The following is a 21,557-nucleotide window of genomic DNA, read 5'->3' as shown; positions in this document are numbered from 1 at the left end:
AGGGGCCCGTCGGCGTCATCCTGCGGCAGGACGGTCGCACAGGCCGATGTGCCCGGCCGCGAGGTGTGCAGGAGGCGGCCCGCACTCGGCGACGGCGGGAGGGGACGGGGAGGGGCGGGTGCTCCGGACACTCAAGCGTGATTTGCGGCCGATGAGCGGGCACCGAAACGTGACACGGCAACGGCCGTAAATCATGCCGTCCGGAGTACCCGCCCCGGACCGGCCCCGCCTCCACCCGGCACCCCCACCCGCACCTCCAAACCCCGCCCGGAGCACGGGCACCGTGGGGCACCCCGCCTCCAGCGGTCGGCAACGTGAATGGCCGGAAGACTGCCGCATGCTGCACAGGAAACCGCGGCCCGGACGGCGGCAGAATTCCGCGTATGACCAGTACCGGGGAAGTGATCTGCCGTTCCCCCTGGAGACGCGCCCTGTGGTTCTTCGCCGGACTCGGCGCGGCCGGGGCGGTCCTGGCAGCGGCGTGCACGGCGTACCGGGGCCCGGACGTGCTGTGGGCGGCCGTCGGCCTGCTGTCCGCGCTGGTGGGCGCGGCGTCGCTCCACAGTGCCACCGCCCGGGTGCGCGCCGACGCGTACGGCCTGCACACCTGGACGCTGCTGCGCCGCCGCAGCGTGCCGTGGCAGGACGTCGCCGACCTGCGCGTGCACCTGACGCACGAGAGGAACCACAAGGCCCCTGAGGGCCGCCGTGTCGGCGTGGCGCTGCGCGACGGACGCAAGCTGAACCTGCCCCAGCCGCGGAGTGCGTCCCTCCAGGACCCGGAGTTCGACGCGAAGCTGGACGCGCTCCGCGCGCTGCACCGCCGCCACGGGGCACCGGCGTCGGATCACCTCCCCGTCATCTCGTACCGCAGCGCCGGGGGCGGCTGGGTGTTCCCGGCGGCCCTGTGCGCGCTGCTGCTCGCGGCCGCGGGCCTCGCCGCGTGGTCCGTGCCGGACACCGCGGCGCAGGAGCGGGCGTGGCGGTCGGCCGCCCCGTGCCCCGCCGGAACGCCCGCCGCCGAGTCCGCCGAGTGCCTGACCACCCTGCCGACCGTGATCGAGCGAACCGAGGCCAACAGGCCCAGGGAGAACAGTTGGCTGTACTTCGCCGACGGCCGGCCGGTGGAGCGGCTCGGCGTCTCGCGGGAGGCCGCCCAGGGGTTCCGGCCCGGCGACAGGGTCGAGCTGACCCTCTGGCGGGGTGAGGTGCGGAAGGTCGCCGGGGAGCGCCACGTGTGGCGCGAGCACATCACCCCCGCCGGTGACGTGGCCGTCGTCTCGGCCGCGCTCGCCCTCGCCGCGGGCTACCCCGGCGCCCAGGTGCTGCTGCGTCTGCGCGGGCGCCGCCGGCCTGACGACGAGGTCCTCCCGTCGGCCCTTCCGTTCGCGGGCGCGCTCGCCGGTACGGCCCTGTGGCTGCTGCCGCTGTGCTACCTCCACCAGGCGGCCTCGCTCCCCTTCCCCGTGACGGTGGCGTGGGCGGCCGCGGGTTCGGCGGCCACGCTGGGCCTCCTCGTCCGGGCCTGGCGCGCCACCCGCGTCCGTACGCCCGGAGCGGTCGGCGCGCCCGAAGCGGCCGGGGAGTCCGGGGAGTCCGGGGAGTCCGCCGAAGGGGGCGAGGTGTTCCTGGCCGCCCGCTTCCTGGAGAACACGGACTACAACCCGCACGGCTTCGGCACCCACATCGTCCTCGGCGGCGGCCCGCCCGCGGTGGTGCCCCATTCCGGCCCGGGACGGTTCGCGGCGAAGCGGATACCGGTGGAGCGGCTCACCGTCGGGAGTGTGCGGCGCCTCCGGGGAGGCGACGACGGCGCCGTCCCCAGGAGCTGGCACGTCGCCGAGATCGACGACGCGGGCAGGCCGGTCCGGCTCGTGGCCGCTCCGGCCGACCTGGCCCGCATCCTGCGTGCGCTGGAGGCCGCGGGAGCCCCCGTGAACGCCGGGTCCTGACCGCTTCCGCGGCCTGCGGCGGGCCTCCGCGGGCCCGGCTCAGCCGCCGCCCGGCGTCCGGGGCGCCGCCAGCAGTTCCGCCAGCAGCCCGAAGGCGGCCGTGCCTGGGGTGACGGGTGCGTAGTGGCCGGTGCCGGGCAGTTCGGTGAGGCGGGCGCCGGTGGCGGCGGCGTAGCGGCGGGACAGCTCGACGGGCACGTCCGCGTCCTCGGTGCCGTGCAGGAGTGTCACGGCGACCTCGGCGGGGTCGGGCGGCGGGAGCCGTACCGGATCGGTCTCGGGCAGCCGGGCCGCGACGTGCTCGGCGCCGCCCAGCAGCCCGGCGACCGCGCCCCGGCTCAGGCCCAGCTCGTGGGCGCGGCCGAGGTCGGCGACCGGGGCGACGGCGACCACCGTTCCCGCCGCCGGCCGGCGGGCCGCCGCCCACAGCGCGAGGTGGCCGCCCGCCGAGTGGCCGGCCAGCGCCCGTACCCTCTCCGTCCCGCCCAGGTGCTCGAGGGCGCTTTCGACGTCCTCGAAGGTCTCCGGCCAGCCGCCGCCCCCGCCGACCCGCCGGTACTCCACCAGCGCCACCCGCAGCCCGTACCCGCCGGCCAGCGCGGCGGCGGCCGGGGAGAGGTGGACGCGGTCGTACGCCTCGCGCCAGAACCCGCCGTGGAGGACGGCGATCAGGGGGCCGTCCCCGGGCCCGTACAGGTCGATCACCTGGGAGGGGTGGGGGCCGTACCGCTCGGTGGCGGACGGCGGCACCGGGGCCAGGCCCAGCAGCGCCGCCTCCTCCGCCTCGTTGACGGCCGGGCCCGCGGTCGCCCCGGTCACGCGTCGCGTTCCGCCAGCACCTCGCCCAGGACGCGGGCGGCGTGCTCGGCGTCGGCGAAGGACGTGTACAGCGGGGTGAAACCGAAGCGCAGGACGTCGGGGCGGCGGAAATCGCCGACCACCCCGCGCCGGACCAGTTCCGCCATCACCTCGCCCGCGTCCGCGCAGCGCAGCGCGATCTGGCTGCCGCGCCGGGCGTGCTCGGCCGGGGTGACGGACTCCACGCGGCCCTCGGGGACATGGGTCGCCACGCAGCGCAGGAAGAAGTCCGTCAGCGCCAGGCTCTTGGCGCGCACCGCCTCGATGTCCACGCCGTCCCAGACCGTCAGCGCCTCTTCCAGGGCCAGCATGGACAGGATGTCGGGCGTGCCGACCCGGCCGCGCACCGCGCCCTCGGCGGGCTCGTACTCGGGGCTCATGCCGAACGGGTCGGCGTGCGAGTTCCAGCCGGGCAGCGGCGAGTCGAAGCGCGGCTGGAGGTCGCGGCGGACGTAGAGGTAAGCGGGGGCGCCGGGGCCGCCGTTGAGGTACTTGTACGTGCAGCCGACGGCGAGGTCCACGCCGTGCTCGTCGAGCCCGACGGGGAGGGCGCCCGCGCTGTGGCACAGGTCCCACACGGTGTAGGCCCCGGCCTCGTGGGCGGCGGCGGTGATGCCGGGCAGGTCGTGGAGTTCGCCGGTCCGGTAGTCCACGTGGTTGACCAGGACGGCGGCGGTGCGCGGCCCGACGGAGCCGGGCAGGCCCTCGGCGGGCAGCGCGCGGACCGCCGCGCCGGTCAGCCGGGCGGCGGAGGCGGCGATGTAGCCGTCGGTGGGGAAGGTGGTCTCGTCGACCAGCAGGTCGGTGCGGGCGGGGTTGTCCTCCCTGGCCATCCGGATCGCGGCGACCACCGCCTTGAGGACGTTGACGCTGGTGGAGTCGCCGGCCACGATCTGGCCCGGTGCGGCGCCGACGAGGGGGGCGATCCGGTCGCCGACCCGCTCGGGCGCGGTCCACCAGCCGGACTCGGTCCAGGAGCGGATGCGCAGCCGCCCCCACTCATGCTCCACGACCTCGGCCACGCGGGCGGGCACGGTCCGGGGCAGCGCGCCCAGGGAGTTGCCGTCGAGGTAGACGATGCGCTCGCCCTTCTCGTCCTCCAGGACGAAGTGCTCGCGCTTGCCGGCCAGGTCGTCGGCGGCGTCCAGTTCGGCCGCCTCGTCTCGCAGATCGGTGGTCTCAGACATGGCTTCGGGCCGTCCACAGTTCGGGGAAGACGTTCTTGCGGGCGCGCTTCTCCAGCCACGCCACGCCCGCGGAGCCGCCGGTGCCCTGCTTGGCGCCCATGGCCCGGCGGGTGGCCACCAGGTGGTCGTTGCGCCAGCGCCAGACCAGCTCGGCGACCTCGGTCAGCGCCTCGCCCAGGCGTACCAGGTCGCTGTCGGGGTCTTCGGCGTAGATCCGCGCCCAGACCTCCTCCACGCCCGGGTCGGGCTCGTACCGCTGGGAGACGTCCCGCGTCAGGACCGGCTCGGGGACGGCCTCGCCGCGGCGGGCGAGGTAGCGCAGCACCTCGTCGTAGAGGCTCGGCTCGTGCAGCGCCTTCTCCAGCTCGGCGTGGGCGCGGGGGGCGCCGCGGTGCGGGACGAGCATGGAGGCGGACTTCTCGCCGAGGAGGAACTCCATCCGCCGGTACATCGCCGACTGGAATCCGGAGCCCTCGCCGAGGGCGCCGCGGTAGGAGTTGAACTGCGCCGGGGTGAGGTGGGCCAGCGGCTCCCAGGAGGCGTTGAGCGAGGTCAGCTCGTAGGTGGAGCGCTTCAGCGCGGCCAGTGCGGTCTTCAGGTCGTCCTCGCGCAGCGCCTGGGCGGCGGTGTGCCACTCGTGGACGATGACGGTGAACCACAGCTCCATCACCTGGGTGGTCACCAGGAAGGCCATCTCTCCGGGGTCGTCCGAGAGGGGGTGCTGGAGGTGGGTGAGGACGTCGGCCCTGACGTAGTCCTCGTACGGCGTGGTACCCGCGAAGTCGAGGTTCGGGGCCTCCGGACCGTGTTCGGCGGGGGCCTCGGGCTGTTGTGACGACATGCGTGGATCTCCTTGCGCGCTCGCCCGGGATCGCCGGGCCCTACCCGAGATCATCGGTCCGGGGCCCGGCGACGGCAAGGGCTCCGACCGGGGGCCGTTCCGGAACGGCCCCCGGGGCCCGTGGGGCGGGCCGTCAGGAGAGCGTGGCCGCCGCGGTGGGCGAGCTCTCCTTCAGGAAGGTGGTGCAGCGCTCGTACTCCTCCTCCTCGCCGATGGCCTTGGCGGCGCGGGCGAGGGCGTGGAGGGCGCGGAGGAAGCCCCGGTTCGGCTCGTGCTCGAACGGGATCGGGCCGTGTCCCTTCCAGCCGTTGCGGCGCAGGGCGTCCAGGCCGCGGTGGTAGCCGGTGCGGGCGTAGGCGTAGGACTCGACCACGCGCCTGGCGTCGTAGGCGTCGTCGGCGAGCTGCGCCCAGGCCAGGGAGGAGGCCGGGTGCTTCGCGGCGACCTCGGCGGGCGGGGTGCCCGCGGCGAGCAGCTCGCGCGGCTCGGGGTCGTCGGGGAGGTGGGTCGGGGGCGGTCCCCCGAGGAGGTTCTCGTGAATGGCCATGGGCCCAGTCTGCACGGTCGCCCCTGGTGTGCGACGAGCCCGGCACCGCCGGGTGCCGGGCTCGTCCGCCGCCGGGTGCGCGGTGCCGTGCGCCGCGTCCTCCGTTACTTCAGCCGGGTGCCGGTGGAGCGCAGGTTCTCGCAGGCCGTGACGATGCGAGCGGCCATGCCCGCCTCGGCGAGCTTGCCCCAGCTCCGCGGGTCGTAGGCCTTCTTGTTGCCGACCTCGCCGTCCACCTTGAGCACGCCGTCGTAGTTGCGGAACATGTGGTCCACGACCGGGCGGGTGAACGCGTACTGGGTGTCGGTGTCGATGTTCATCTTGACCACGCCGTTCTCCAGCGCGGTGGCGATCTCCTGCTCGGTGGAGCCGGAGCCGCCGTGGAAGACGAAGTCGAACGGGTTCTGCTTGCCGAACTTGGCGGCCACGCCCTCCTGCAGGTCCTTCAGCAGTTCGGGGCGGAGCACGACGTTGCCCGGCTTGTAGACGCCGTGGACGTTGCCGAAGGAGGCGGCCAGCAGGTAGCGGCCCTTCTCGCCCAGGCCCAGCGCCTCGGCGGTGCGGATCGCGTCCTCGACGGTGGTGTACAGCTCGTCGTTGATCTCGTGGCTGACGCCGTCCTCCTCGCCGCCGGTCGGGGTGATCTCGACCTCAAGGATGATCTTCGCGGCCTGAGCGGCGGCGAGGAGCTCCTGGGCGATCTCCAGGTTGTCGGCCAGGGTCTCGGCCGAGCCGTCCCACATGTGCGACTGGAAGAGCGGGTTGCGGCCCTCCTCGACGCGCTTGCGGGAGATCTCCAGCAGCGGGCGGACGTAGCCGTCCAGCTTGTCCTTGGGGCAGTGGTCGGTGTGGAGGGCCACGTTGACCGGGTACTTCTCGGCGACCACGTGCGCGAACTCGGCCAGCGCCACCGCGCCGGTCACCATGTCCTTGTTGTACTGGCCGCCCAGGAACTCCGCGCCGCCCGTGGAGATCTGGATGATGCCGTCGCTCTCCGCCTCGGCGAAGCCGCGCAGCGCGGCGTGGAGCGTCTGCGACGAGGTCACGTTGATGGCGGGGTAGGCGAACTTGCCGGCCTTCGCCCGGTCGAGCATCTCGTTGTAGACCTCGGGGGTTGCGATGGGCATCTGTCCGCTCCTTGATGGTCTGCGAAAAGTGTTCGGCTCTGGTGTGGGTCAACGGATCGACGTCATCGTCGTCCCCATCCTCCCAGACCTGCGCGAATGATCCACCCCCGCGCCCCGGGACGGGCGGAGGAGTCTCCCGCGCCGTCACCGGAGGGGCCGGGCTGCCGGGCCCGTGCCGCGACACACGGGGATGCTTTCGCTCCCTCACGCACCACGGAGGGTCACCGTTTCACGTGAAACGGTGACCCTCCGGACGTCTCGCGCCCTCGTGCCAGGGCGCGGAACGGGTCACTCCAGACCCAGGTCCTCCAGCCCGAACGCCTGGAAGTACGGCAGGCCCGCCTTCTCGATCGCCGGGGCCGCGCCGCGTTCGACGATCACGGCCACGCCCACGACCTCCGCTCCCGCCTCCCGCAGCGCCTCGACCGCCGTGAGCACCGAGCCGCCCGTGGTGGAGGTGTCCTCGACGGCCAGCACCCGGCGGCCCGCCACGTCCGGGCCCTCGATCCGGCGCTGGAGGCCGTGGGCCTTGCCCTGCTTGCGGACGACGAAGGCGTCCAGCTTCCGTCCGCGCGCGGCGGCGGCGTGCAGCATGGCGGTGGCCACCGGGTCGGCGCCGAGGGTCAGGCCGCCCACCGCGTCGTACTCCACGCCGGCGGTCAGGTCGAGCATCACCTGGCCGACCAGCGGCGCGGCCTCCCCGTCCAGGGTGATCCGGCGCAGGTCCACGTAGTAGTCGGCCTCCTTGCCGGAGGAGAGGGTCACCCTGCCGTGGACCACGGCCTTGTCCTTGATCTGCTGCAGCAGCTTCTCGCGCGCGTCGCTCATGCCGACGAGCCTAAGCCAGCCCCCGCGCCCCCCGGACCAGCCCTTCAGGCCAGGGAGCGCCACGTCCAGTCCGTGGTGACCTCCAGCGGGTCGATGGGCGTGACCAGGCGGGGGTGGGTGTTGAGTCCGTTGGGCGGGCCGGTCTGGGGCTCGACGCAGACGGCCTCGGCCTGCTGGTCGTAGACCACCACCCACTCGGTGCGGCTGGTGACCTTCAACTCCAGCTCCCCGGGCCAGGTCAGCGTCACGTCCACCCCGTCGGGCATCCCGAAGCAGTCGTCCCAGGGGCCGGGCCCCGGCTCGACGCGGCGGCCGGTGGGGAGGTGGTCCTCGCCGCGCTCCTCCTGCCAGGCGGGGGCGAAGTCCAGGGTGACGTCCTGTCCGCCCCGGCCGAGGTTGCGCAGGAACCAGGGGTGCCAGCCGGCCTGGGCCGGAAAGGAGTCCCCGAACGTCTCCACGCCCAGGGTGAGGGTGAGTCCGCCGCCGTCCCCGGCCAGCTCCACCACCTGGGTCACCCGGCCCGGCCAGGGCCAGGGGTCGGCGAGGTCGCAGTAGAAGGACGCGCTCAGCTCGTCGACGCGGGCCGTGCGCCAGGGGCGTCCGCGCACGAGGCCGTGGATGGCGTGGTCGCCGGCGTTCACGGGCATCCGGTGAAGCTCGCCGCCGTTGCGGAACTGTCCGTTCCTGGTCCGGCCGCACCAGGGCGCCATCACGAACGAGCCGTATCTCTCGCCCTGCCGCAGCACCTCCGTGCCGCCGATGCGCAGCGAGGCGATCCGGCAGCCGTGCTCCGGCTCGACGGTCACCTCGGCGTCGCCGGCCCGCAGACGCACTCCGCTCTCTGTCTCATGCACCGTCACACCACCGACCCTAAACCGCGTCGGTCAGCGGCGTCGCCTGAGCATCCGGCCGATGACGACCGCGGAGACCAGCACCAGTGCCGCCGGGGCGGCCCAGCGCAGCACGGCGAGGGCGGAGGAGGCGGACTCGGGCGGGGGGACGGGGGCGTAGCGGCCGCGCGGCGGGGCGTGGTCCACTTCCTCGGCGCTGCGTCCGATCATCGTACGGCGGGCGTGGGCCGCCTCGGCCTCGGCGGGCGACGGCCCCTCGCCGAGGCCGTCGCCGAAACCACCGAAGTCGTCGGGGCCGCCGAAACCGCCGAAGTCCCCCTCGAACCCCTCGTCCCCGCCGTCCCCGGCGTCCCTGCCGGCGAGGTCGTCGCCGAAGCCTCCACCGGGCCCGCCGTCGAACGCGGCGTCGCTCTCCGGGTCGAGCGAGGACGGCGGGACCTCGACGTCGAAGACGCTTCCGGACCGCGCCCCCTCCCCCGGTTCCTCCGGGTTCTCCCGCTCGTCCGGCTCGTTCCGCGTCTCCGGTTCCTCCGGTTCCTCCGCGGCCCCGGCGCGTTCGGCGTCCCGTTCCCGGGCGTCCGCGGAGCCGGGGGTCTCGGGCGCGGGGATGCCGGGGATCACCGGCTCGTTGTCGTCGGGCTCACCGATGCCGCCGGTCCCGGCGGCCGGGCCGGGCGCGTCCACCGGGGACACCGGGTCGTCCGCCATGCTCGCGGCCAGCTCGCTGCCGAAACGGTCCAGCAGGCGGCGTCCCGCGCTCTCCCGCTGCTTCTCCTCGAACTCCGTGATCCGGCCCGTGCCGCGCAGTTCCGCGGTGCAGGCGAGCACCGTGCCCTCGCCGTCGCCGGCCGGGCGCGGCACGGCCGTCAGGGTCAGCTCCACCGAGCCGTCGCCCCGGGCCTCGGCGCCCTCGCCCCCGACCGTGTACCGCTCGTCCCCGCTCCCGCCGTCCGCTCCGCGCATCTCGTGCGTCAGGCGCAGGCCGCCGCGGTAGGTGATGCTGGAGCCGCCGATCCGCACCCGCAGCCGGCCCCTGAGGGACACGCCGTCCCCGGCCTCCGCCTCCGACGCGTCCGGCTGGAGTCCCGGGACGCAGCGCGCGACGCGCTCCGGTTCGGCGAGCGCCGCCCGTACGGCCCCGACAGCGAACGGAACGTACACCTCATGCTCCATGGGGCGGAGCCTACCCAGTACACCCCCCGCCAGTGCCCGGTCCGTGCGGACACGGCACGTCGCGCCTCCCGCCGCCGCTCCGGCCCTCACCCCCGGTAACGCGGGCGCGTCAGGGTGGAGGGGGGCAGGCCGGCGACGCGGTCCGCCGCCGCGCGTGCGGCGGCGCGGCGGAGGTCCTCCGGACCGACGGCGCGCGGACGCGGGCCGTCCGGCGGGAGGCCGAGGGGCGGGCCGGCGTCCCGCGCCGCCAGGACGAACCCCCAGTGGGCGGACCGTCCGGACTCCGGGGGCCGCGTGTGCCCGGGCCCGGCGCAGGAGCCGGGGAGCCGCCCGTCCACCGCGTAGGGGGTGGTGCCCAGTCCCGCGGACCGCACCGTGGCCTCCACCGTCCAGTAGGTGTGCGGGTCCTCCCCGGGTGGGCCCGCGTGCACCGCCAGCCGCCCCCGTCCGGCGAGGGCCCGGCCCGCCAGCCCGAAGAACTCCTGGGAGTAGGGCCGGGGGTCCGCCGCCGAGGCGGGTCCGGGGAGATCGACGACGATCACGTCGTACGGCTGCCGCCCGGACTCCGGCCAGGAGCGCAGCCAGTCGAAGACGTCGCCGGTCTCGACCCGCACCCGGGGGTCGTCGAGGGAGTGGCGGTTGAGGCGTCCGAGCAGGGCGTCGGCGCGGGCCAGTCCGACCACCCCGGCGTCGGGCTCCACCAGGGTGACCGAGCCGACGGCGGGGTGGCGCAACACCTCGCGCAGCGCGAGGCCGTCGCCGTCACCCAGGACCAGCACCCGGCCGTGCGGCCCGGCGGCCATGGCCGGGTGGACCAGCGCCTCGTGGTAGCGCCGTTCGTCCCGGGAGCACATCCGCAGGCGGCCGTCGACGAACAGGCCGACTCCCCTCCGCCCCGTTCCGTCCGCGGGGGGACCGTTCTCGACCAGCACGATCCGCCGGCCGTCGGTGGTCACCGCCGACCGCACCTCGCCCCCGTACACCGCCCGGCGCGCGGCCTGTTCGAAGGGCCCGACGACGGTGGTGCCGGCGATCAGCAGCACGGTGATCGCGGTGTTGACCAGGAGCAGGGCGCGGCGGGCGCGCCGGGAGAGGTCCCCGCGGAACAGCCCCAGCACCATCGCGCAGCCCACGGCGGCGTTGACCGCCCCGACCAGCAGGGCTCCCGAGATCTGGCCCAGCAGCGGCAGCAGCAGGAAGGGGAAGGCGAGTCCGCCGACGAGGGCGCCCACGTAGTCCGCGGCGAACAGGTCCGCGACCGCTCCGCCCGCGTCCTGCCTGCGGATCCGCTGGATGAGGGTCATCAGCAGCGGCATCTCGGCGCCGATGAGCACTCCGATGACCAGTGCGAAGCCGATCAGCGGGGCCCGGGATCCGCCGAACCAGGCGAAGCACCCGTACAGCGCCATCGCCGAGCCGCCCCCGACCAGGGCCAGCAGCGCCTCGACCGCTCCGAAGCCCGCAGCCGCTCGGACGCGCAGCCGCTTGGCGAGCAGCGCGCCCAGGCCCATCGCGAAGACCATCACCGACAGCACCACGGAGGTGTTGGTGACGGAGCCGCCCGCCAGATGGGAGCCCATGGCCACGAGGACGAGCTCGTAGACGAGCCCGCAGGCGGCGCAGACGAAGACCGCGGCGAGGACGAGGAAGCGGCCGACCCCGGCCGGTACGGGCAGCCCGGCCGTGGCGCGGTGCGGCGCGTGCCCGGCCGGCCCCGCCTGCGCGGAAGCGGACGTTTCGATCATGTTGTGAACGCTACGTGACTTCAAACGCACAGCCTGTCACCCACGAGGGTGCAATGGTTAGCACAAACGGCCGCACAGGCGTCTTGCGAGCGGCTCCACGCCGGGTGCGCGCCGGATACGCGCGGTGCGCACCGGGCTCACACGCCCGCCGGCTCCCGCACCCGCGTCCCCACCCGGGTGTGCGTCACGACGAGCTTCCCCTCCTGCGGGTAGGCGTGCCAGGTCCGCCAGTGCACCTGGCCGCCGAGGCGCTGCACCAGCAGGGCGGTGAAGGCGTGCGGGCTGCCGGGGAAGGTGCCGGCCAGGCCGTGCGGGTGGTCCGCGACGAGCGCGAGCAGCTCCTGCGCGCGTCCCGCGAAGGAGCCGCCGGAGAGTCTCTCGACGCGTGCCGCGAACGCGTACTCCCAGTCGTCGATCCGCTTGGACACGCCCAGTGGCAGCGGTGTCCTGCTGCCGGGCATGCATGCCACGGTCTCGGAGCAGACGGTGCCGTCCGCACCGCTGAGCAGTACTTGGTGGGAGGCGCCGAGCAACCTCAACTGCACGTGGAGGCCGGACAGTTCGAGGTCCAGCTCCGCCAGCGCGGGCAGGGGCTCGCGTCCGAGTGCCCAGGCGAGGTCGCCGGCGCGGGTGTCGGAATAGGGGGTCTTCAGGGTGGTGAGCATGGAACGGCTCCGCAAGCACGCAGTGGGAGTGGGCCGGCCCGCCCCTCGCAGATGGCCTGAAAGAGAGCCCGAGAGACCGTCTGTGCGCCGGTTCGTGCCCACGTGTGGTTCGGGTGTACGAAGTCACCGAACCATGGAATGCATACCGCTCACAGGCTTTTCACACAATCTCGTCAGCATTCCATGCCAACGGGGGTCTATCAGGTCAGATGTTCTCCCCGGCGTTCTGCAACCGCCGTACGAGTGAACGAGTATCAGCCACCGCAGCCCCCGCCGCAGCCGCCTCCACCACAACCGCCACCGCCGCCGCATCCGCCGTGCGACGAGCCGCTCCCGCGGGACGAACCGGCCCGGAGCCACCAGGCGCCGGAGGAACCGCCGGCGCCCGGGTGGCGGCGGTCGCGCCGCTCGTTCACGAGCCCGCGGGCCGTCAGACCGGCCACGAACAGAAACGGAAAGACGAACAGCACAGCGATCAGGACGAGTTCCATGGCGCCCCCCTTGTCCACGCACTCCCCCGTGCGGGGCCTGCCCTCACGATGCCCCGGCCCCGCACGGCTCAAAGCGGAATTGAGCGAACCCAGAGGATTGGACGGAGGGCGTCCGGAACGGCCGTCAGTCGCCGCCGCCCCCGCCGCAGCCGCCCCCGCCGCCGCCCCCGTCCGACGAGCCTCCGTCGGACGATCCCCCGTCGGCCCACCAGCCGAAGAAGGAGCCGCCGTCGGAGCCGTCACCGCCTCCGCGGGAGGTCTTGCGGCGGCCGCTCCTCCGGGCCGAGACGGCCACGGCGATGATCAGCAGCACGAACAGCGCGACGAGCGAGAAGACCAGGAACCTCATGGTGCCCCCTTGTCCACACATTCCCCCGTGCGGGGCTTGCGGCCACGATGCCCCATCGCTGACCTGCGGGAAACGGAGTTGAGCAAGTCCAGAGGTTCGGCCCGGGGCGTCCCCGCCGTACGGCCGCCGCGGCGGCCGTACGGGTCACGGCGGGGTTGAGGAAGTCCGGCGGTTCGGCGGAGGATGTCCGGCATGACCGCCTCCGGACGACCGCTGCTCAACCGCCGCCTGGCCGCATTCGGCACGACGGTCTTCGCCGAGATGTCGGCGCTGGCCGTCCGGACGGGGGCGATCAACCTCGGCCAGGGCTTCCCCGACACCGACGGGCCCGAGTCCGTCCGGGAGGCCGCCGTCCGCGCCCTGCGCGACGGCCGCGGCAACCAGTACCCGCCCGGCCCCGGCGTCCCCGAGCTGCGGGCCGCGATCGCCGAGCACCAGCGACGCTTCCACGGCCTGGACTTCGACCCCGACACCGAGGTCCTGGTCACCGCCGGCGCCACCGAGGCCATCGCCGCCGCGCTGCTGGCCCTGCTGGAGCCGGGGGACGAGGTCATCGCGTTCGAGCCGTACTACGACTCCTACGCCGCCTGCATCGCCATGGCCGGCGCGGTGCGCGTCCCCCTCACCCTCCGCGCCCCCCGCTTCCGCCCCGACCTGGACGCCCTGCGGGACGCGATCACCCCCCGCACCCGGCTGCTCCTGCTGAACTCCCCGCACAACCCCACCGGCACGGTCCTCACCCGCGAGGAGCTGACCGCGATCGCCGGGCTGGCGGTGGAGCACGACCTCCTCGTGGTGACCGACGAGGTCTACGAGCACCTGGTCTTCGACGGCGAGCACGTGCCGCTGATCTCCCTGCCCGGCATGCGCGACCGCACGGTGTCCATCTCCTCCGCGGGGAAGACCTTCTCCTTCACCGGCTGGAAGGTCGGCTGGGTCACGGCGTCCCCGCCCCTGGTCACGGCCGTGCGGACCGCCAAGCAGTACCTCACCTACGTCAGCGCCGGCCCGTTCCAGTACGCCGTCGCGGAGGCGCTGCGCCTCCCGGACGCGTACTTCACCGCCTTCCGCGAGGACCTGCGCGCCAAGCGGGACGTCCTCGCCGACGGGCTCGCCGACGCGGGCCTGGAGGTGTTCCGCCCGCAGGGCACGTACTTCGTCACCACCGACATCGCCCCGCTCGGCGAGAAGGACGGCCTGGCCTTCTGCCGGAGCCTGCCGGAGCGGTGCGGCGTGGTCGCCGTCCCCAACGCCGTCTTCTACGACGACCCGGACGCCGGCCGCGCCCAGGTCCGCTTCGCGTTCTGCAAGCGCGAGGAGACGCTGCGGGAGGCGGTGTCCCGTCTGCGGCGGCTGCGGGACGGCTGAGCGCCCGCGGGGGCACGGAGGACGCGCGGCGGCCCCGGGCGCACGGGGAGTGCGCCCGGGGCCGTGCGGAGGTGTCCCGGGATCCCGCGGGGGCCGGGGTCAGCCCTCGCCGTCGGAGTCGCCGGGGCCGTCGGAGTCCACGTCCTTGGCCAGGCCGAGCTGCTCCACCAGCCACCGGTCGAACTCGACCGAGGCCCGCACCCAGCTCACCGTGCTGGAGACGAAGTGCTCCAGCGAGACGCCGACGCCGATCAGCATCTGGGCCTCGCCGATCAGGCGGACCGTGCCGTCGTCGTGGGTGTGGGTGTAGACCTTCGGCCAGAGCGTGCGGCGGTTCCAGTCGTCGATCAGCTCCAGGAGGCGGGTCTTGTCCTCGATGGAGTGCGGGCGGTCGTAGAACGTCCGGACGGAGAAGATCTGCTGCTCCTCCTCCCCCCGGAACATGAAGTAGGTGCGGAACTCCTCCCACGGCGCCGCGAGGTCACCCTCGTCGTCGACGACGTACTTCAGCTCCATCTGGTCGAGGAGCTGCTTGACCAGGTCCTGGTCGGGGACGATGGGACCGGCGGGTCCCGTCGGCTGCTTCTCGGGCTGCTGGCCCCCGAAGTTCGGAATCGAGGACGGGTCGATGCTCACCGTGGATTTCCCTTCATACGATTCCTGCCATCCTCCCCTACCCCGGCCCGGGGATGGCAAGCCCGGACATGCGGCTTCGTCCATCAGCGTCCGTCGGCGTCCGTCGGACTGGTGCGATCGGACGGTACGGAGCAGGGGAGGCGGCGGACGGAGGGATCCCCCGGCGGGCGGTGCCGCTACCGCACCGCGCCGATGGCCAGGCCCTCCTGCTCCGGGTCCACGTCGACGCGGACGGTGTCGCCGTCGCGGACCTCGCCCGCCAGGATCTCCCGGGCGAGCTGGTCGCCGATCGCCGTCTGGACCAGGCGGCGCAGCGGCCGGGCGCCGTAGGCGGGGTCGTTGCCCTCCACCGCCAGCCAGTCCAGCGCGGCCTCGGTGACGTCCAGGGCGAGCCGCCGGTCGGCGAGGCGCCGGGAGAGGGCGTCGATCTGGAGCTTCGCGATGCGGCGCAGCTCCTCGCCGCTGAGCGCGGAGAAGATCACCAGGTCGTCCAGCCGGTTGAGGAACTCCGGGCGGAAGGCGGAGCGGACGGTCGCCATGACCTTCTCCCGCTTCTCCTCCTCCTTGGCGAGCGGGTCCATCAGGAACTGGCTGCCCAGGTTGGAGGTGAGGATGAGGATGGTGTTGCGGAAGTCCACCGTCCGGCCCTGCCCGTCGGTCAGCCGCCCGTCGTCGAGGACCTGGAGCAGGATGTCGAAGACCTCGTGGTGGGCCTTCTCCACCTCGTCCAGCAGCACGACGCTGTACGGGCGCCGCCGCACGGCCTCGGTGAGCTGGCCGCCCTCCTCGTAGCCGACGTAGCCGGGAGGCGCGCCGACCAGCCGGGCCACCGAGTGCTTCTCGCTGTACTCGCTCATGTCGATGCGGACCATGGCCCGCTCGTCGTCGAAGAGGAAGTCGGCGAGCGCCTTGGCCAGCTCGGTCTTCCCGACGCCGGTGGGGCCGAGGAACAGGAACGAGCCGGTGGGCCGGTCGGGGTCGGAGATCCCGGCGCGGGAGCGGCGGACGGCGTCGGAGACGGCCCGGACGGCCTCGTTCTGGCCGATCAGCCGCCTGCCCAGTTCCTCCTCCATGCGCAGCAGCTTCTGGGTCTCGCCCTCCAGCAGCCGCCCGGCGGGGATGCCGGTCCAGGAGGCGACGACGTCGGCGATGTCGTCCGCGCCGACCTCCTCCTTGACCATGGTGTCCTTGCCGCTGGCCTCCTCCTCGGCGGCCGACGCCTCCTCCAGCTCCCGCTCCAGGGCCGGGATCTCGCCGTACAGCAGCTTGGAGGCGGTCTCGAAGTCGCCGTCGCGCTGGGCGCGCTCGGCCTGGCCGTGCAGCTCGTCGAGCTTCTCCTTCAGCTCGCCGACGCGGTTGAGGCCCTGCTTCTCCTTCTCCCAGCGGGCGGTGAGGCCGCGCAGCTCCTCCTCGCGGTCGGCCAGCTCCCGGCGCAGCCGCTCCAGCCGCTCCCGGGAGGCGGCGTCGCTCTCCCCGGCCAGGGCCAGCTCCTCCATCTTCAGCCGGTCCACGGCGCGCTGGAGCTCGTCGATCTCCACGGGCGAGGAGTCGATCTCCATCCGCAGCCGGGAGGCGGCCTCGTCCACCAGGTCGATGGCCTTGTCCGGGAGGAAGCGGGAGGTGATGTACCGGTCGGAGAGGGCGGCGGCGGCCACCAGCGCGCCGTCGGAGATCTGCACCTTGTGGTGCGCCTCGTAGCGTCCCTTGAGGCCGCGCAGGATCGCGATGGTGTCCTCGACGGTGGGCTCGGCGACCAGCACCTGCTGGAAGCGGCGCTCCAGGGCCGGGTCCTTCTCGATCCGCTCGCGGTACTCGTCCAGCGTGGTGGCGCCGACCATCCGCAGTTCGCCGCGGGCCAGCATCGGCTTGAGCATGTTGCCCGCGTCCATCGCCGAGTCCCCGCCGGCGCCGGCCCCGACGACCGTGTGGAGCTCGTCGATGAAGGTGACGATCCGCCCCTCGCTGGACCTGATCTCCGCCAGGACGGCCTTGAGCCGCTCCTCGAACTCGCCCCGGTACTTGGCGCCCGCGACCATCGCGCCCAGGTCCAGGGCGACCAGGCGCTTGTTCTTCAGCGACTCGGGCACGTCGCCCTTGACGATGCGCTGTGCCAGGCCCTCCACGACCGCGGTCTTGCCGACGCCGGGCTCGCCGATGAGCACCGGGTTGTTCTTGGTGCGCCGGGAGAGGACCTGCACCACGCGGCGGATCTCCTGGTCGCGGCCGACGACGGGGTCGAGCCGGCCCTCGCGCGCGGCGGCGGTGAGGTCGGTGCCGAACTTCTCCAGGGCCTTGTAGGTGCCCTCGGGGTCGGGCGTGGTGACGCGCTGCCCGCCGCGGCTGCGCTCGAAGGCGTCGAGCAGCCTGGCGGCGGTGGCGCCCTGCTGCGCGAGGAGCGCGGCGGCCTGCCCGCCCTTGGCGGCCAGGCCGATCAGCAGGTGCTCGGTGGAGACGTAGGTGTCGCCCAGCTCCCTGGCCCGCTGGGTGGCGTCGGCGATGACGGACAGCAGTTCGCGGTCGGGCTGCGGCCGGGCCACGGTGGAGCCCTGCACGCTGGGCAGGGCGGCCAGCAGGCGCTCGGCGCCGGACCGCAGGGCGGCCTGGTCGGCGTCGACGGCCGCGAGCAGGTCCTGGATGTTCTCGTTGTCGCGGCCCTCCAGAAGGGCCAGCAGCAGATGGGCGGGGGTGATGTCCGGGTGGCCTCCGGTGAGGGCGCGGTTGTCGGCCGCGCTGATCGCGTCCCGGCTCCTGTTCGTCAGCTCGGCGTCCACGGGTGCGTGCTCCTCCTGCTGTCGCCAACTCTGCGATGAACCACATGCACTAAGTTGAGTCTAAGGCACTCAAGGCGTGGGCGGGAGAGGAAACGGGATAGTTTCCGGATCATGGCCACGCAATCACGGCGGGACCCCCGGAACCCCGAAGACGCCTACCTCGCCTTCTGGCGCGAACGGCACCTGTGCACCCTGACCACCCTCCGGCCGGACGGAACCCCCCATGTGGTCCCGGTCGGCGTCACCTACGACCCCGGCGCGGGCCTGGCCCGGGTCATCACCCGGCGCGGCAGCGCCAAGGTCGCCCACGTCCTGGCCGGATCCGAACGCCCCGGCGGCGCCCGGGTCGCCGTCTGCCAGGTGGACGGGCGGCGCTGGGCCACCCTGGAGGGCGCCGCGACCGTGCGCACCGACCCCGACGCGATCGCGGAAGCGGTCGCCCGGTACGCCGAGCGCTACCACCGCACCCCGCGCCCCAACCCGGAGCGGGTGCTGATCGAGATCGCCGTGGACCGGGCGCTGGGCAGCGTCTGACCCCGCTCGCCACCGCACCGCCGGCGTCCTGCGACGCCGGCGGTGCGGTGGCGAGCGGCCCGGCGGGCCCGGTGGGACGGCGGCTCAGCGGACGGCGGTCCCGCCGGCGGCCTCCAGCAGCTTCCGCGCCTCCTCCGGGAGAGGACGGCCGAGCACCCGGCCCCGGTCGTCGCCGACCGACATCACGGCGACGACCGTGCCGGACTGGCTCGCCCCGTCGTAGTCCTGGAGCCACGGTCCGCCGCTGGACCCCTGGGTGAGGTCGCAGGACTCCAGCAGCAGCCCGCCCACGTTGGGCTGCCGGGTGTCCCGGCCGGTCAGCAGGGTGGGCGTGCCCGCGCAGTGGCCGAGCGTCTCGCCGTCGTACGGCGCCGCGGCCGGGTAGCCCAGGACGAGGGTGTGCCTGGAGGGGTCGACGGGCTCGAAGTCGATCCGGTTGGCCCCCACCCGCTCCTTGATCGTCCGGCCGTCCTTCTTCTCGACGGTCAGGAACGCGTAGTCGTACGGCAGGGCCTGGGGCAGGCTTCCGCCCTTCCAGGCGGACTCGATGTGCACGGACGTCACGCGCCAGCCGTCCCTGGCGACGTTCGCGGTGCCGTGGCGGTCGTACCCGGGGACGAACCAGGCCTCTTCCCAGCGGGGCTCGCCGGGGTTGTGGACACAGTGCGCGGCGGTGACGACGACGCTCCCGTTGGGTGCGTCCACCACGGCTCCGGAGCAGGTGAGGAGCTGCCCGTCCGGGTAGGTCCCGACGAGCTTCCCGACCGTCCCGACGGTGCCCTGCGGCCAGGGCGCCTGGGACGTCCCGGCCGTGCGCTCCTCCCCGGGGACGGGCCCGGGCGGGTTCGTCGGAGCAGCCCCCAGAAGCGCGGCGGACGTGGCGACGGTGACGGCTGCGGCTATGACTGCGCGTATCTTGGCCATGTCTTCACGCTGCGCTCCGCTTAGGCCATCCGGCCATCCGCACACCGCCGGTCGGGTGACCGGAGGCGGCCGTCCGGGGGATTCCGGACGGCCCCGCCGCATGATTCCGGTCCGGCGGTCCGGCCGGTCCGGTCAGTCCGCGGCCCGCTGGGGGCGCCAGACCACCAGCGCGCTGGACTGCTGCACCTCCTGGTAGGGCACCAGGTCGCGACGGTAGGACGCGTGGACCTGCGCCTCGCGCTGGCGCATGGCCAGCGCCGCGCCCTCCAGCGCCTGCTGGAGCTCGGCCACCTGGGCCTGGAGGGCCGCGACCTGGTTCTCCAGCTCGATGATGCGCTTGATGCCCGCGAGGTTGATGCCCTCGTCCTGCGACAGCCGCTGCACCTGCCGCAGCAGCTGGATGTCGCGGGCCGAGTAGCGGCGGCCGCGCCCCGCGGTGCGGTCGGGGGACACGAGGCCGAGACGGTCGTACTGCCGCAGCGTCTGCGGGTGGAGCCCGGAGAGCTGGGCCGCGACCGAGATGACGTACACCGGTGAGTCGTCCGTCAGCTCGTAGGGGTTGCCGCGCATCCGTCCCTGGCCCTGTCGCCCGCGGCCGTGCCCGTCCATCTCGTCAGTCTCCCTTCGCGGCCTTGAACAGCGCCGCCCGCGGGTCCTCCCCGGCGGTCGCGTCACGGTAGGACTCCAGCAGGTCCCGTGCCTTGTCGCTCAGGTTCTTCGGGACCGTCACCTCTATGGTGACCAGCAGATCGCCCCGGGTGCCATCCTTGCGCACCGCCCCCTTGCCGCGGGCGCGCATGGTCCTGCCGCTGGGCGTGCCCGGGGGGAGCCTGAGGGTGACCGGCGGGCCGCCCAGGGTCGGCACCTTGATCTCGCCGCCGAGCGCCGCCTCCGGGAAGGTGACGGGCACGGTGACCGTCAGGTTGTCGCCCTTGCGGCCGAACACGGGGTGCGGCTCGACGTGCACCACGACGTAGAGGTCCCCGTTCGGTCCGCCGCGCTCGCCCGGCGCGCCCTTGCCCCGCAGCCTGATCCGCTGGCCGTCCGAGACCCCGGCGGGGATGCGGACCTGCATCGTGCGCGAGCTGGTCGCCCGGCCGCTGCCCTTGCAGACCTCGCACGGGTCCTGGGCGATCAGCCCGCGGCCCTTGCAGTCCACGCACGGGTCGGTGAGCGAGAAACCGCCCCCGCCGCCGCGGCTGACCTGCCCGGTGCCCACACAGGTCGGGCAGACCCGGGGGGTGCCGTTCTTGTCGCCGGTGCCCGAGCAGGCCTTGCACGCCGCGGAGCTGGACATCCGCAGCGGCACCGTGGCCCCGTCCACCGCCTCGGTGAAGCTGAGCGTCACCTCGGACTCGACGTCCTGGCCGCGGCGCGGCTGCGTGCGCGTCGTGGTGCCGCCCCGGCCGAACAGTCCGCCGAAGACGTCCCCGAGGCCGCCGCCGAAGCCGCCGGCCCCGCCTCCGCCCGGGGCGCCGCCGAAGAGGTCGCCCAGGTCGAAGTTGAAGCCGCCGCCCGTCCCCGGCCCGGCGCGGAACCCGCCGGAGCCGAAGAGGGCGCGCGCCTCGTCGTACTCCTTGCGGCGCTTGGGGTCGCCCAGGACGTCGTGCGCCTCGGAGATCTCCTTGAAGCGCTCCTCCGCCTGGCGGTCGCCCTTGTTGGCGTCCGGGTGGTACTCGCGGGCGAGCTTCCGGTACGCCTTCTTGATCTCCGCCTCGGTGGCGTCCTTGGGGACGCCGAGGACCTTGTAGTAGTCCTTCTCGACGAAGTCCTTGGTACTCATCCCCGGCGTCCCTCCTCTCGGTCTCTCCTCGCGTCAGCCCTGCTCGGGGCCACCGCTCTCCTCATCAGGTGCCGCTTCCGCCTGCTGTGCCTCGGCCGGCGGCGCCGCCGGCGACTGGGACGACGGCTGCGCGCCCGGCTGAGGCTCGGCGACGCCCACCCGCGCGGGGCGGATCGTGCGTTCGCCGATGCGATACCCGGGCTGGAGGATCTGCACGCACGTCGTCTCGGTGACATCCGGAGAATACGAGTGCATCAGAGCCTCGTGCACGGTCGGGTCGAAGGGCTCGCCCTCCTTGCCGAACTGCTGCAGACCCATCTTCGCCACGACGGTCTCCAGCGATTCGGCCACCGACTTGAAGCCGCCGACCAGTTCGCCGTGGTCCCGGGCGCGGCCGATGTCGTCGAGCACCGGCAGCAGCTCGGTCAGCACGTTGGCGATCGCGGCCTCCTTGACCGCGACCCGGTCCCGCTCGACCCTGCGGCGGTAGTTGGAGAACTCCGCCTGGAGCCGCTGGAGGTCCTGCGTGCGCTCGTTCAGAGCGCTGCGGGCCTGGTCGAGCTGGGCCGTCAGGGCCGCCACCGCGCCGCCGTCACCGGCCTGGTCCCCCGGACCCGCCTCCTCGGCGGGTCCGGAGGGCTGCGCCGGGGCGTCGGCGGGCTGCTCGCCCTGGGCCTTCGGCTCCTGCTGCCCCTGTGCCGGTTCGGTGGGGACGTCGGGCTCCTGCTCGAAGCCCGGGGTCTCCTCCGTCACGCTGCATCACCCTTGGACTTGTCCTCGTCGACGATCTCGGCGTCCACCACGTCGTCGTCGCCGCCCTGGGGGCCGGTGCCGGCGGAGGCGCCGCCCGCGGCCTGCTGGCCCTGCGCATCGGCGTACAGCGCCTGCCCCAGCTTCTGACTGGTGGTGGCCACCTTCTCCGACGCC

At 73.9% G+C, this 21,557-nt stretch carries 21 protein-coding genes; 3 read left to right on the top strand and 18 right to left on the bottom strand.

What is annotated here, in order from left to right:
* The first annotated feature begins 383 nt into the window (after positions 1 to 383).
* Positions 384 to 1,952 carry a PH domain-containing protein gene (locus ABD358_RS19350; RefSeq protein WP_344632339.1) on the top strand — a complete coding sequence of 523 codons (1,569 nt, stop codon included), beginning with the start codon at positions 384 to 386 and terminating at the stop codon, positions 1,950 to 1,952.
* 39 nt (positions 1,953 to 1,991) lie between these two features.
* On the opposite strand, the gene ABD358_RS19345 is transcribed toward ABD358_RS19350, so the two are convergent.
* The 12 genes from ABD358_RS19345 to ABD358_RS19290 form a co-directional block, all read right to left on the bottom strand.
* Positions 1,992 to 2,771 carry an alpha/beta hydrolase family protein gene (locus ABD358_RS19345; RefSeq protein ID WP_344632338.1) on the bottom strand — a complete coding sequence of 260 codons (780 nt, stop codon included), beginning with the start codon at positions 2,769 to 2,771 and terminating at the stop codon, positions 1,992 to 1,994.
* Complete coding sequence (kynU, locus tag ABD358_RS19340; RefSeq protein WP_344632337.1) at positions 2,768 to 3,997, bottom strand: kynureninase; 1,230 nt, start codon at positions 3,995 to 3,997, stop codon at positions 2,768 to 2,770. Before kynU ends, ABD358_RS19345 begins: the two co-directional genes overlap by 4 nt.
* Positions 3,990 to 4,838: a tryptophan 2,3-dioxygenase family protein gene (locus ABD358_RS19335; protein WP_344632336.1), complete on the bottom strand. Its 849-nt coding sequence runs from the start codon at positions 4,836 to 4,838 to the stop codon at positions 3,990 to 3,992. The genes kynU and ABD358_RS19335 overlap by 8 nt, the downstream gene beginning before the upstream one ends.
* Before the next feature lie 133 nt (positions 4,839 to 4,971).
* Positions 4,972 to 5,385: a DUF3151 domain-containing protein gene (locus tag ABD358_RS19330; protein WP_344632335.1), complete on the bottom strand. Its 414-nt coding sequence runs from the start codon at positions 5,383 to 5,385 to the stop codon at positions 4,972 to 4,974.
* A gap of 104 nt (positions 5,386 to 5,489) precedes the next feature.
* Positions 5,490 to 6,512, bottom strand: a complete 1,023-nt coding sequence (gene fbaA / locus ABD358_RS19325; protein WP_344632334.1) for a class II fructose-bisphosphate aldolase — start codon at positions 6,510 to 6,512, stop codon at positions 5,490 to 5,492.
* A gap of 288 nt (positions 6,513 to 6,800) precedes the next feature.
* Positions 6,801 to 7,340 carry an orotate phosphoribosyltransferase gene (gene pyrE, locus ABD358_RS19320; RefSeq protein ID WP_344632333.1) on the bottom strand — a complete coding sequence of 180 codons (540 nt, stop codon included), beginning with the start codon at positions 7,338 to 7,340 and terminating at the stop codon, positions 6,801 to 6,803.
* Between the two features lie 44 nt (positions 7,341 to 7,384).
* Positions 7,385 to 8,194: an aldose epimerase family protein gene (locus ABD358_RS19315; protein WP_425576371.1), complete on the bottom strand. Its 810-nt coding sequence runs from the start codon at positions 8,192 to 8,194 to the stop codon at positions 7,385 to 7,387.
* A gap of 30 nt (positions 8,195 to 8,224) precedes the next feature.
* Complete coding sequence (locus ABD358_RS19310; protein ID WP_344632331.1) at positions 8,225 to 9,364, bottom strand: hypothetical protein; 1,140 nt, start codon at positions 9,362 to 9,364, stop codon at positions 8,225 to 8,227.
* Positions 9,365 to 9,450: 86 nt separating this feature from the next.
* Positions 9,451 to 11,109 (bottom strand): polyamine aminopropyltransferase, encoded by a 1,659-nt coding sequence (locus ABD358_RS19305; RefSeq protein WP_344632330.1) that lies wholly within the window; start codon positions 11,107 to 11,109, stop codon positions 9,451 to 9,453.
* A 137-nt stretch (positions 11,110 to 11,246) separates the two neighbouring features.
* The gene (locus ABD358_RS19300; RefSeq protein ID WP_344632329.1) at positions 11,247 to 11,774 is read right to left on the bottom strand and encodes a DUF2617 family protein; all 528 of its coding nucleotides are present in this window, start codon (positions 11,772 to 11,774) and stop codon (positions 11,247 to 11,249) included.
* Between the two features lie 254 nt (positions 11,775 to 12,028).
* Positions 12,029 to 12,265 (bottom strand): hypothetical protein, encoded by a 237-nt coding sequence (locus tag ABD358_RS19295; RefSeq protein WP_344632328.1) that lies wholly within the window; start codon positions 12,263 to 12,265, stop codon positions 12,029 to 12,031.
* Between the two features lie 124 nt (positions 12,266 to 12,389).
* A complete protein-coding gene (locus ABD358_RS19290) occupies positions 12,390 to 12,614 on the bottom strand; it encodes a hypothetical protein (protein ID WP_344632327.1) in 225 nt (74 codons plus the stop codon).
* Between the two features lie 183 nt (positions 12,615 to 12,797).
* Between ABD358_RS19290 and ABD358_RS19285 the strand changes: the two genes are divergently transcribed.
* On the top strand, positions 12,798 to 13,982 hold the full coding sequence (locus tag ABD358_RS19285; protein ID WP_344632326.1) for a pyridoxal phosphate-dependent aminotransferase: 1,185 nt from the start codon (positions 12,798 to 12,800) through the stop codon (positions 13,980 to 13,982).
* 99 nt (positions 13,983 to 14,081) lie between these two features.
* Here ABD358_RS19285 and ABD358_RS19280 read toward each other — a convergent pair whose 3' ends face one another.
* Both ABD358_RS19280 and clpB read right to left on the bottom strand, forming a co-directional pair.
* Entirely contained in the window at positions 14,082 to 14,618 is a 537-nt protein-coding gene (locus tag ABD358_RS19280; protein WP_344632325.1) for a YbjN domain-containing protein, read from the bottom strand.
* Between the two features lie 176 nt (positions 14,619 to 14,794).
* A complete protein-coding gene (gene clpB, locus ABD358_RS19275; protein ID WP_344632324.1) occupies positions 14,795 to 17,389 on the bottom strand; it encodes an ATP-dependent chaperone ClpB in 2,595 nt (864 codons plus the stop codon).
* Positions 17,390 to 17,500: 111 nt separating this feature from the next.
* Here clpB and ABD358_RS19270 point away from each other — a divergent pair, with 111 nt between their 5' ends.
* The gene (locus tag ABD358_RS19270) at positions 17,501 to 17,923 is read left to right on the top strand and encodes a pyridoxamine 5'-phosphate oxidase family protein (RefSeq protein WP_344632323.1); all 423 of its coding nucleotides are present in this window, start codon (positions 17,501 to 17,503) and stop codon (positions 17,921 to 17,923) included.
* Between the two features lie 84 nt (positions 17,924 to 18,007).
* On the opposite strand, the gene ABD358_RS19265 is transcribed toward ABD358_RS19270, so the two are convergent.
* The 4 genes from ABD358_RS19265 to grpE all read right to left on the bottom strand — a co-directional run bounded on the left by ABD358_RS19265 (position 18,008) and on the right by grpE (position 21,383).
* A complete protein-coding gene (locus tag ABD358_RS19265; protein WP_344632322.1) occupies positions 18,008 to 18,847 on the bottom strand; it encodes a trypsin-like serine peptidase in 840 nt (279 codons plus the stop codon).
* A gap of 132 nt (positions 18,848 to 18,979) precedes the next feature.
* A complete protein-coding gene (locus tag ABD358_RS19260) occupies positions 18,980 to 19,456 on the bottom strand; it encodes a heat shock protein transcriptional repressor HspR (RefSeq protein WP_344632321.1) in 477 nt (158 codons plus the stop codon).
* 4 nt (positions 19,457 to 19,460) lie between these two features.
* Positions 19,461 to 20,630 carry a molecular chaperone DnaJ gene (gene dnaJ, locus ABD358_RS19255; protein ID WP_344632320.1) on the bottom strand — a complete coding sequence of 390 codons (1,170 nt, stop codon included), beginning with the start codon at positions 20,628 to 20,630 and terminating at the stop codon, positions 19,461 to 19,463.
* A 33-nt stretch (positions 20,631 to 20,663) separates the two neighbouring features.
* Entirely contained in the window at positions 20,664 to 21,383 is a 720-nt protein-coding gene (grpE, locus tag ABD358_RS19250; RefSeq protein WP_344632319.1) for a nucleotide exchange factor GrpE, read from the bottom strand.
* Between the last annotated feature and the right edge of the window lie 174 nt (positions 21,384 to 21,557).

Origin of the sequence: Streptomyces glaucosporus (assembly GCF_039533345.1) — a bacterium.
Classification (GTDB): domain Bacteria; phylum Actinomycetota; class Actinomycetes; order Streptomycetales; family Streptomycetaceae; genus Streptomyces; species Streptomyces glaucosporus.
Note: the sequence above shows the minus strand (reverse complement) of the source record. Positions and strands in the feature narration are given on the sequence as shown.

Coding starts and splice junctions, on each gene's coding strand:
- ABD358_RS19295 (WP_344632328.1), bottom strand. CDS start 12,265: ATGGAACTCGTCCTGATCGCTGTGCTGTTCGTCTTTCCGTTTCTGTTC.
- pyrE (WP_344632333.1), bottom strand. CDS start 7,340: ATGAGCGACGCGCGCGAGAAGCTGCTGCAGCAGATCAAGGACAAGGCC.
- ABD358_RS19260 (WP_344632321.1), bottom strand. CDS start 19,456: ATGGACGGGCACGGCCGCGGGCGACAGGGCCAGGGACGGATGCGCGGC.
- dnaJ (WP_344632320.1), bottom strand. CDS start 20,630: ATGAGTACCAAGGACTTCGTCGAGAAGGACTACTACAAGGTCCTCGGC.
- ABD358_RS19300 (WP_344632329.1), bottom strand. CDS start 11,774: ATGCTCACCACCCTGAAGACCCCCTATTCCGACACCCGCGCCGGCGAC.
- ABD358_RS19290 (WP_344632327.1), bottom strand. CDS start 12,614: ATGAGGTTCCTGGTCTTCTCGCTCGTCGCGCTGTTCGTGCTGCTGATC.
- ABD358_RS19285 (WP_344632326.1), top strand. CDS start 12,798: ATGTCCGGCATGACCGCCTCCGGACGACCGCTGCTCAACCGCCGCCTG.
- ABD358_RS19305 (WP_344632330.1), bottom strand. CDS start 11,109: ATGATCGAAACGTCCGCTTCCGCGCAGGCGGGGCCGGCCGGGCACGCG.
- ABD358_RS19265 (WP_344632322.1), bottom strand. CDS start 18,847: ATGGCCAAGATACGCGCAGTCATAGCCGCAGCCGTCACCGTCGCCACG.
- ABD358_RS19310 (WP_344632331.1), bottom strand. CDS start 9,364: ATGGAGCATGAGGTGTACGTTCCGTTCGCTGTCGGGGCCGTACGGGCG.
- ABD358_RS19335 (WP_344632336.1), bottom strand. CDS start 4,838: ATGTCGTCACAACAGCCCGAGGCCCCCGCCGAACACGGTCCGGAGGCC.
- ABD358_RS19270 (WP_344632323.1), top strand. CDS start 17,501: ATGGCCACGCAATCACGGCGGGACCCCCGGAACCCCGAAGACGCCTAC.
- ABD358_RS19330 (WP_344632335.1), bottom strand. CDS start 5,385: ATGGCCATTCACGAGAACCTCCTCGGGGGACCGCCCCCGACCCACCTC.
- ABD358_RS19350 (WP_344632339.1), top strand. CDS start 384: ATGACCAGTACCGGGGAAGTGATCTGCCGTTCCCCCTGGAGACGCGCC.
- kynU (WP_344632337.1), bottom strand. CDS start 3,997: ATGTCTGAGACCACCGATCTGCGAGACGAGGCGGCCGAACTGGACGCC.
- fbaA (WP_344632334.1), bottom strand. CDS start 6,512: ATGCCCATCGCAACCCCCGAGGTCTACAACGAGATGCTCGACCGGGCG.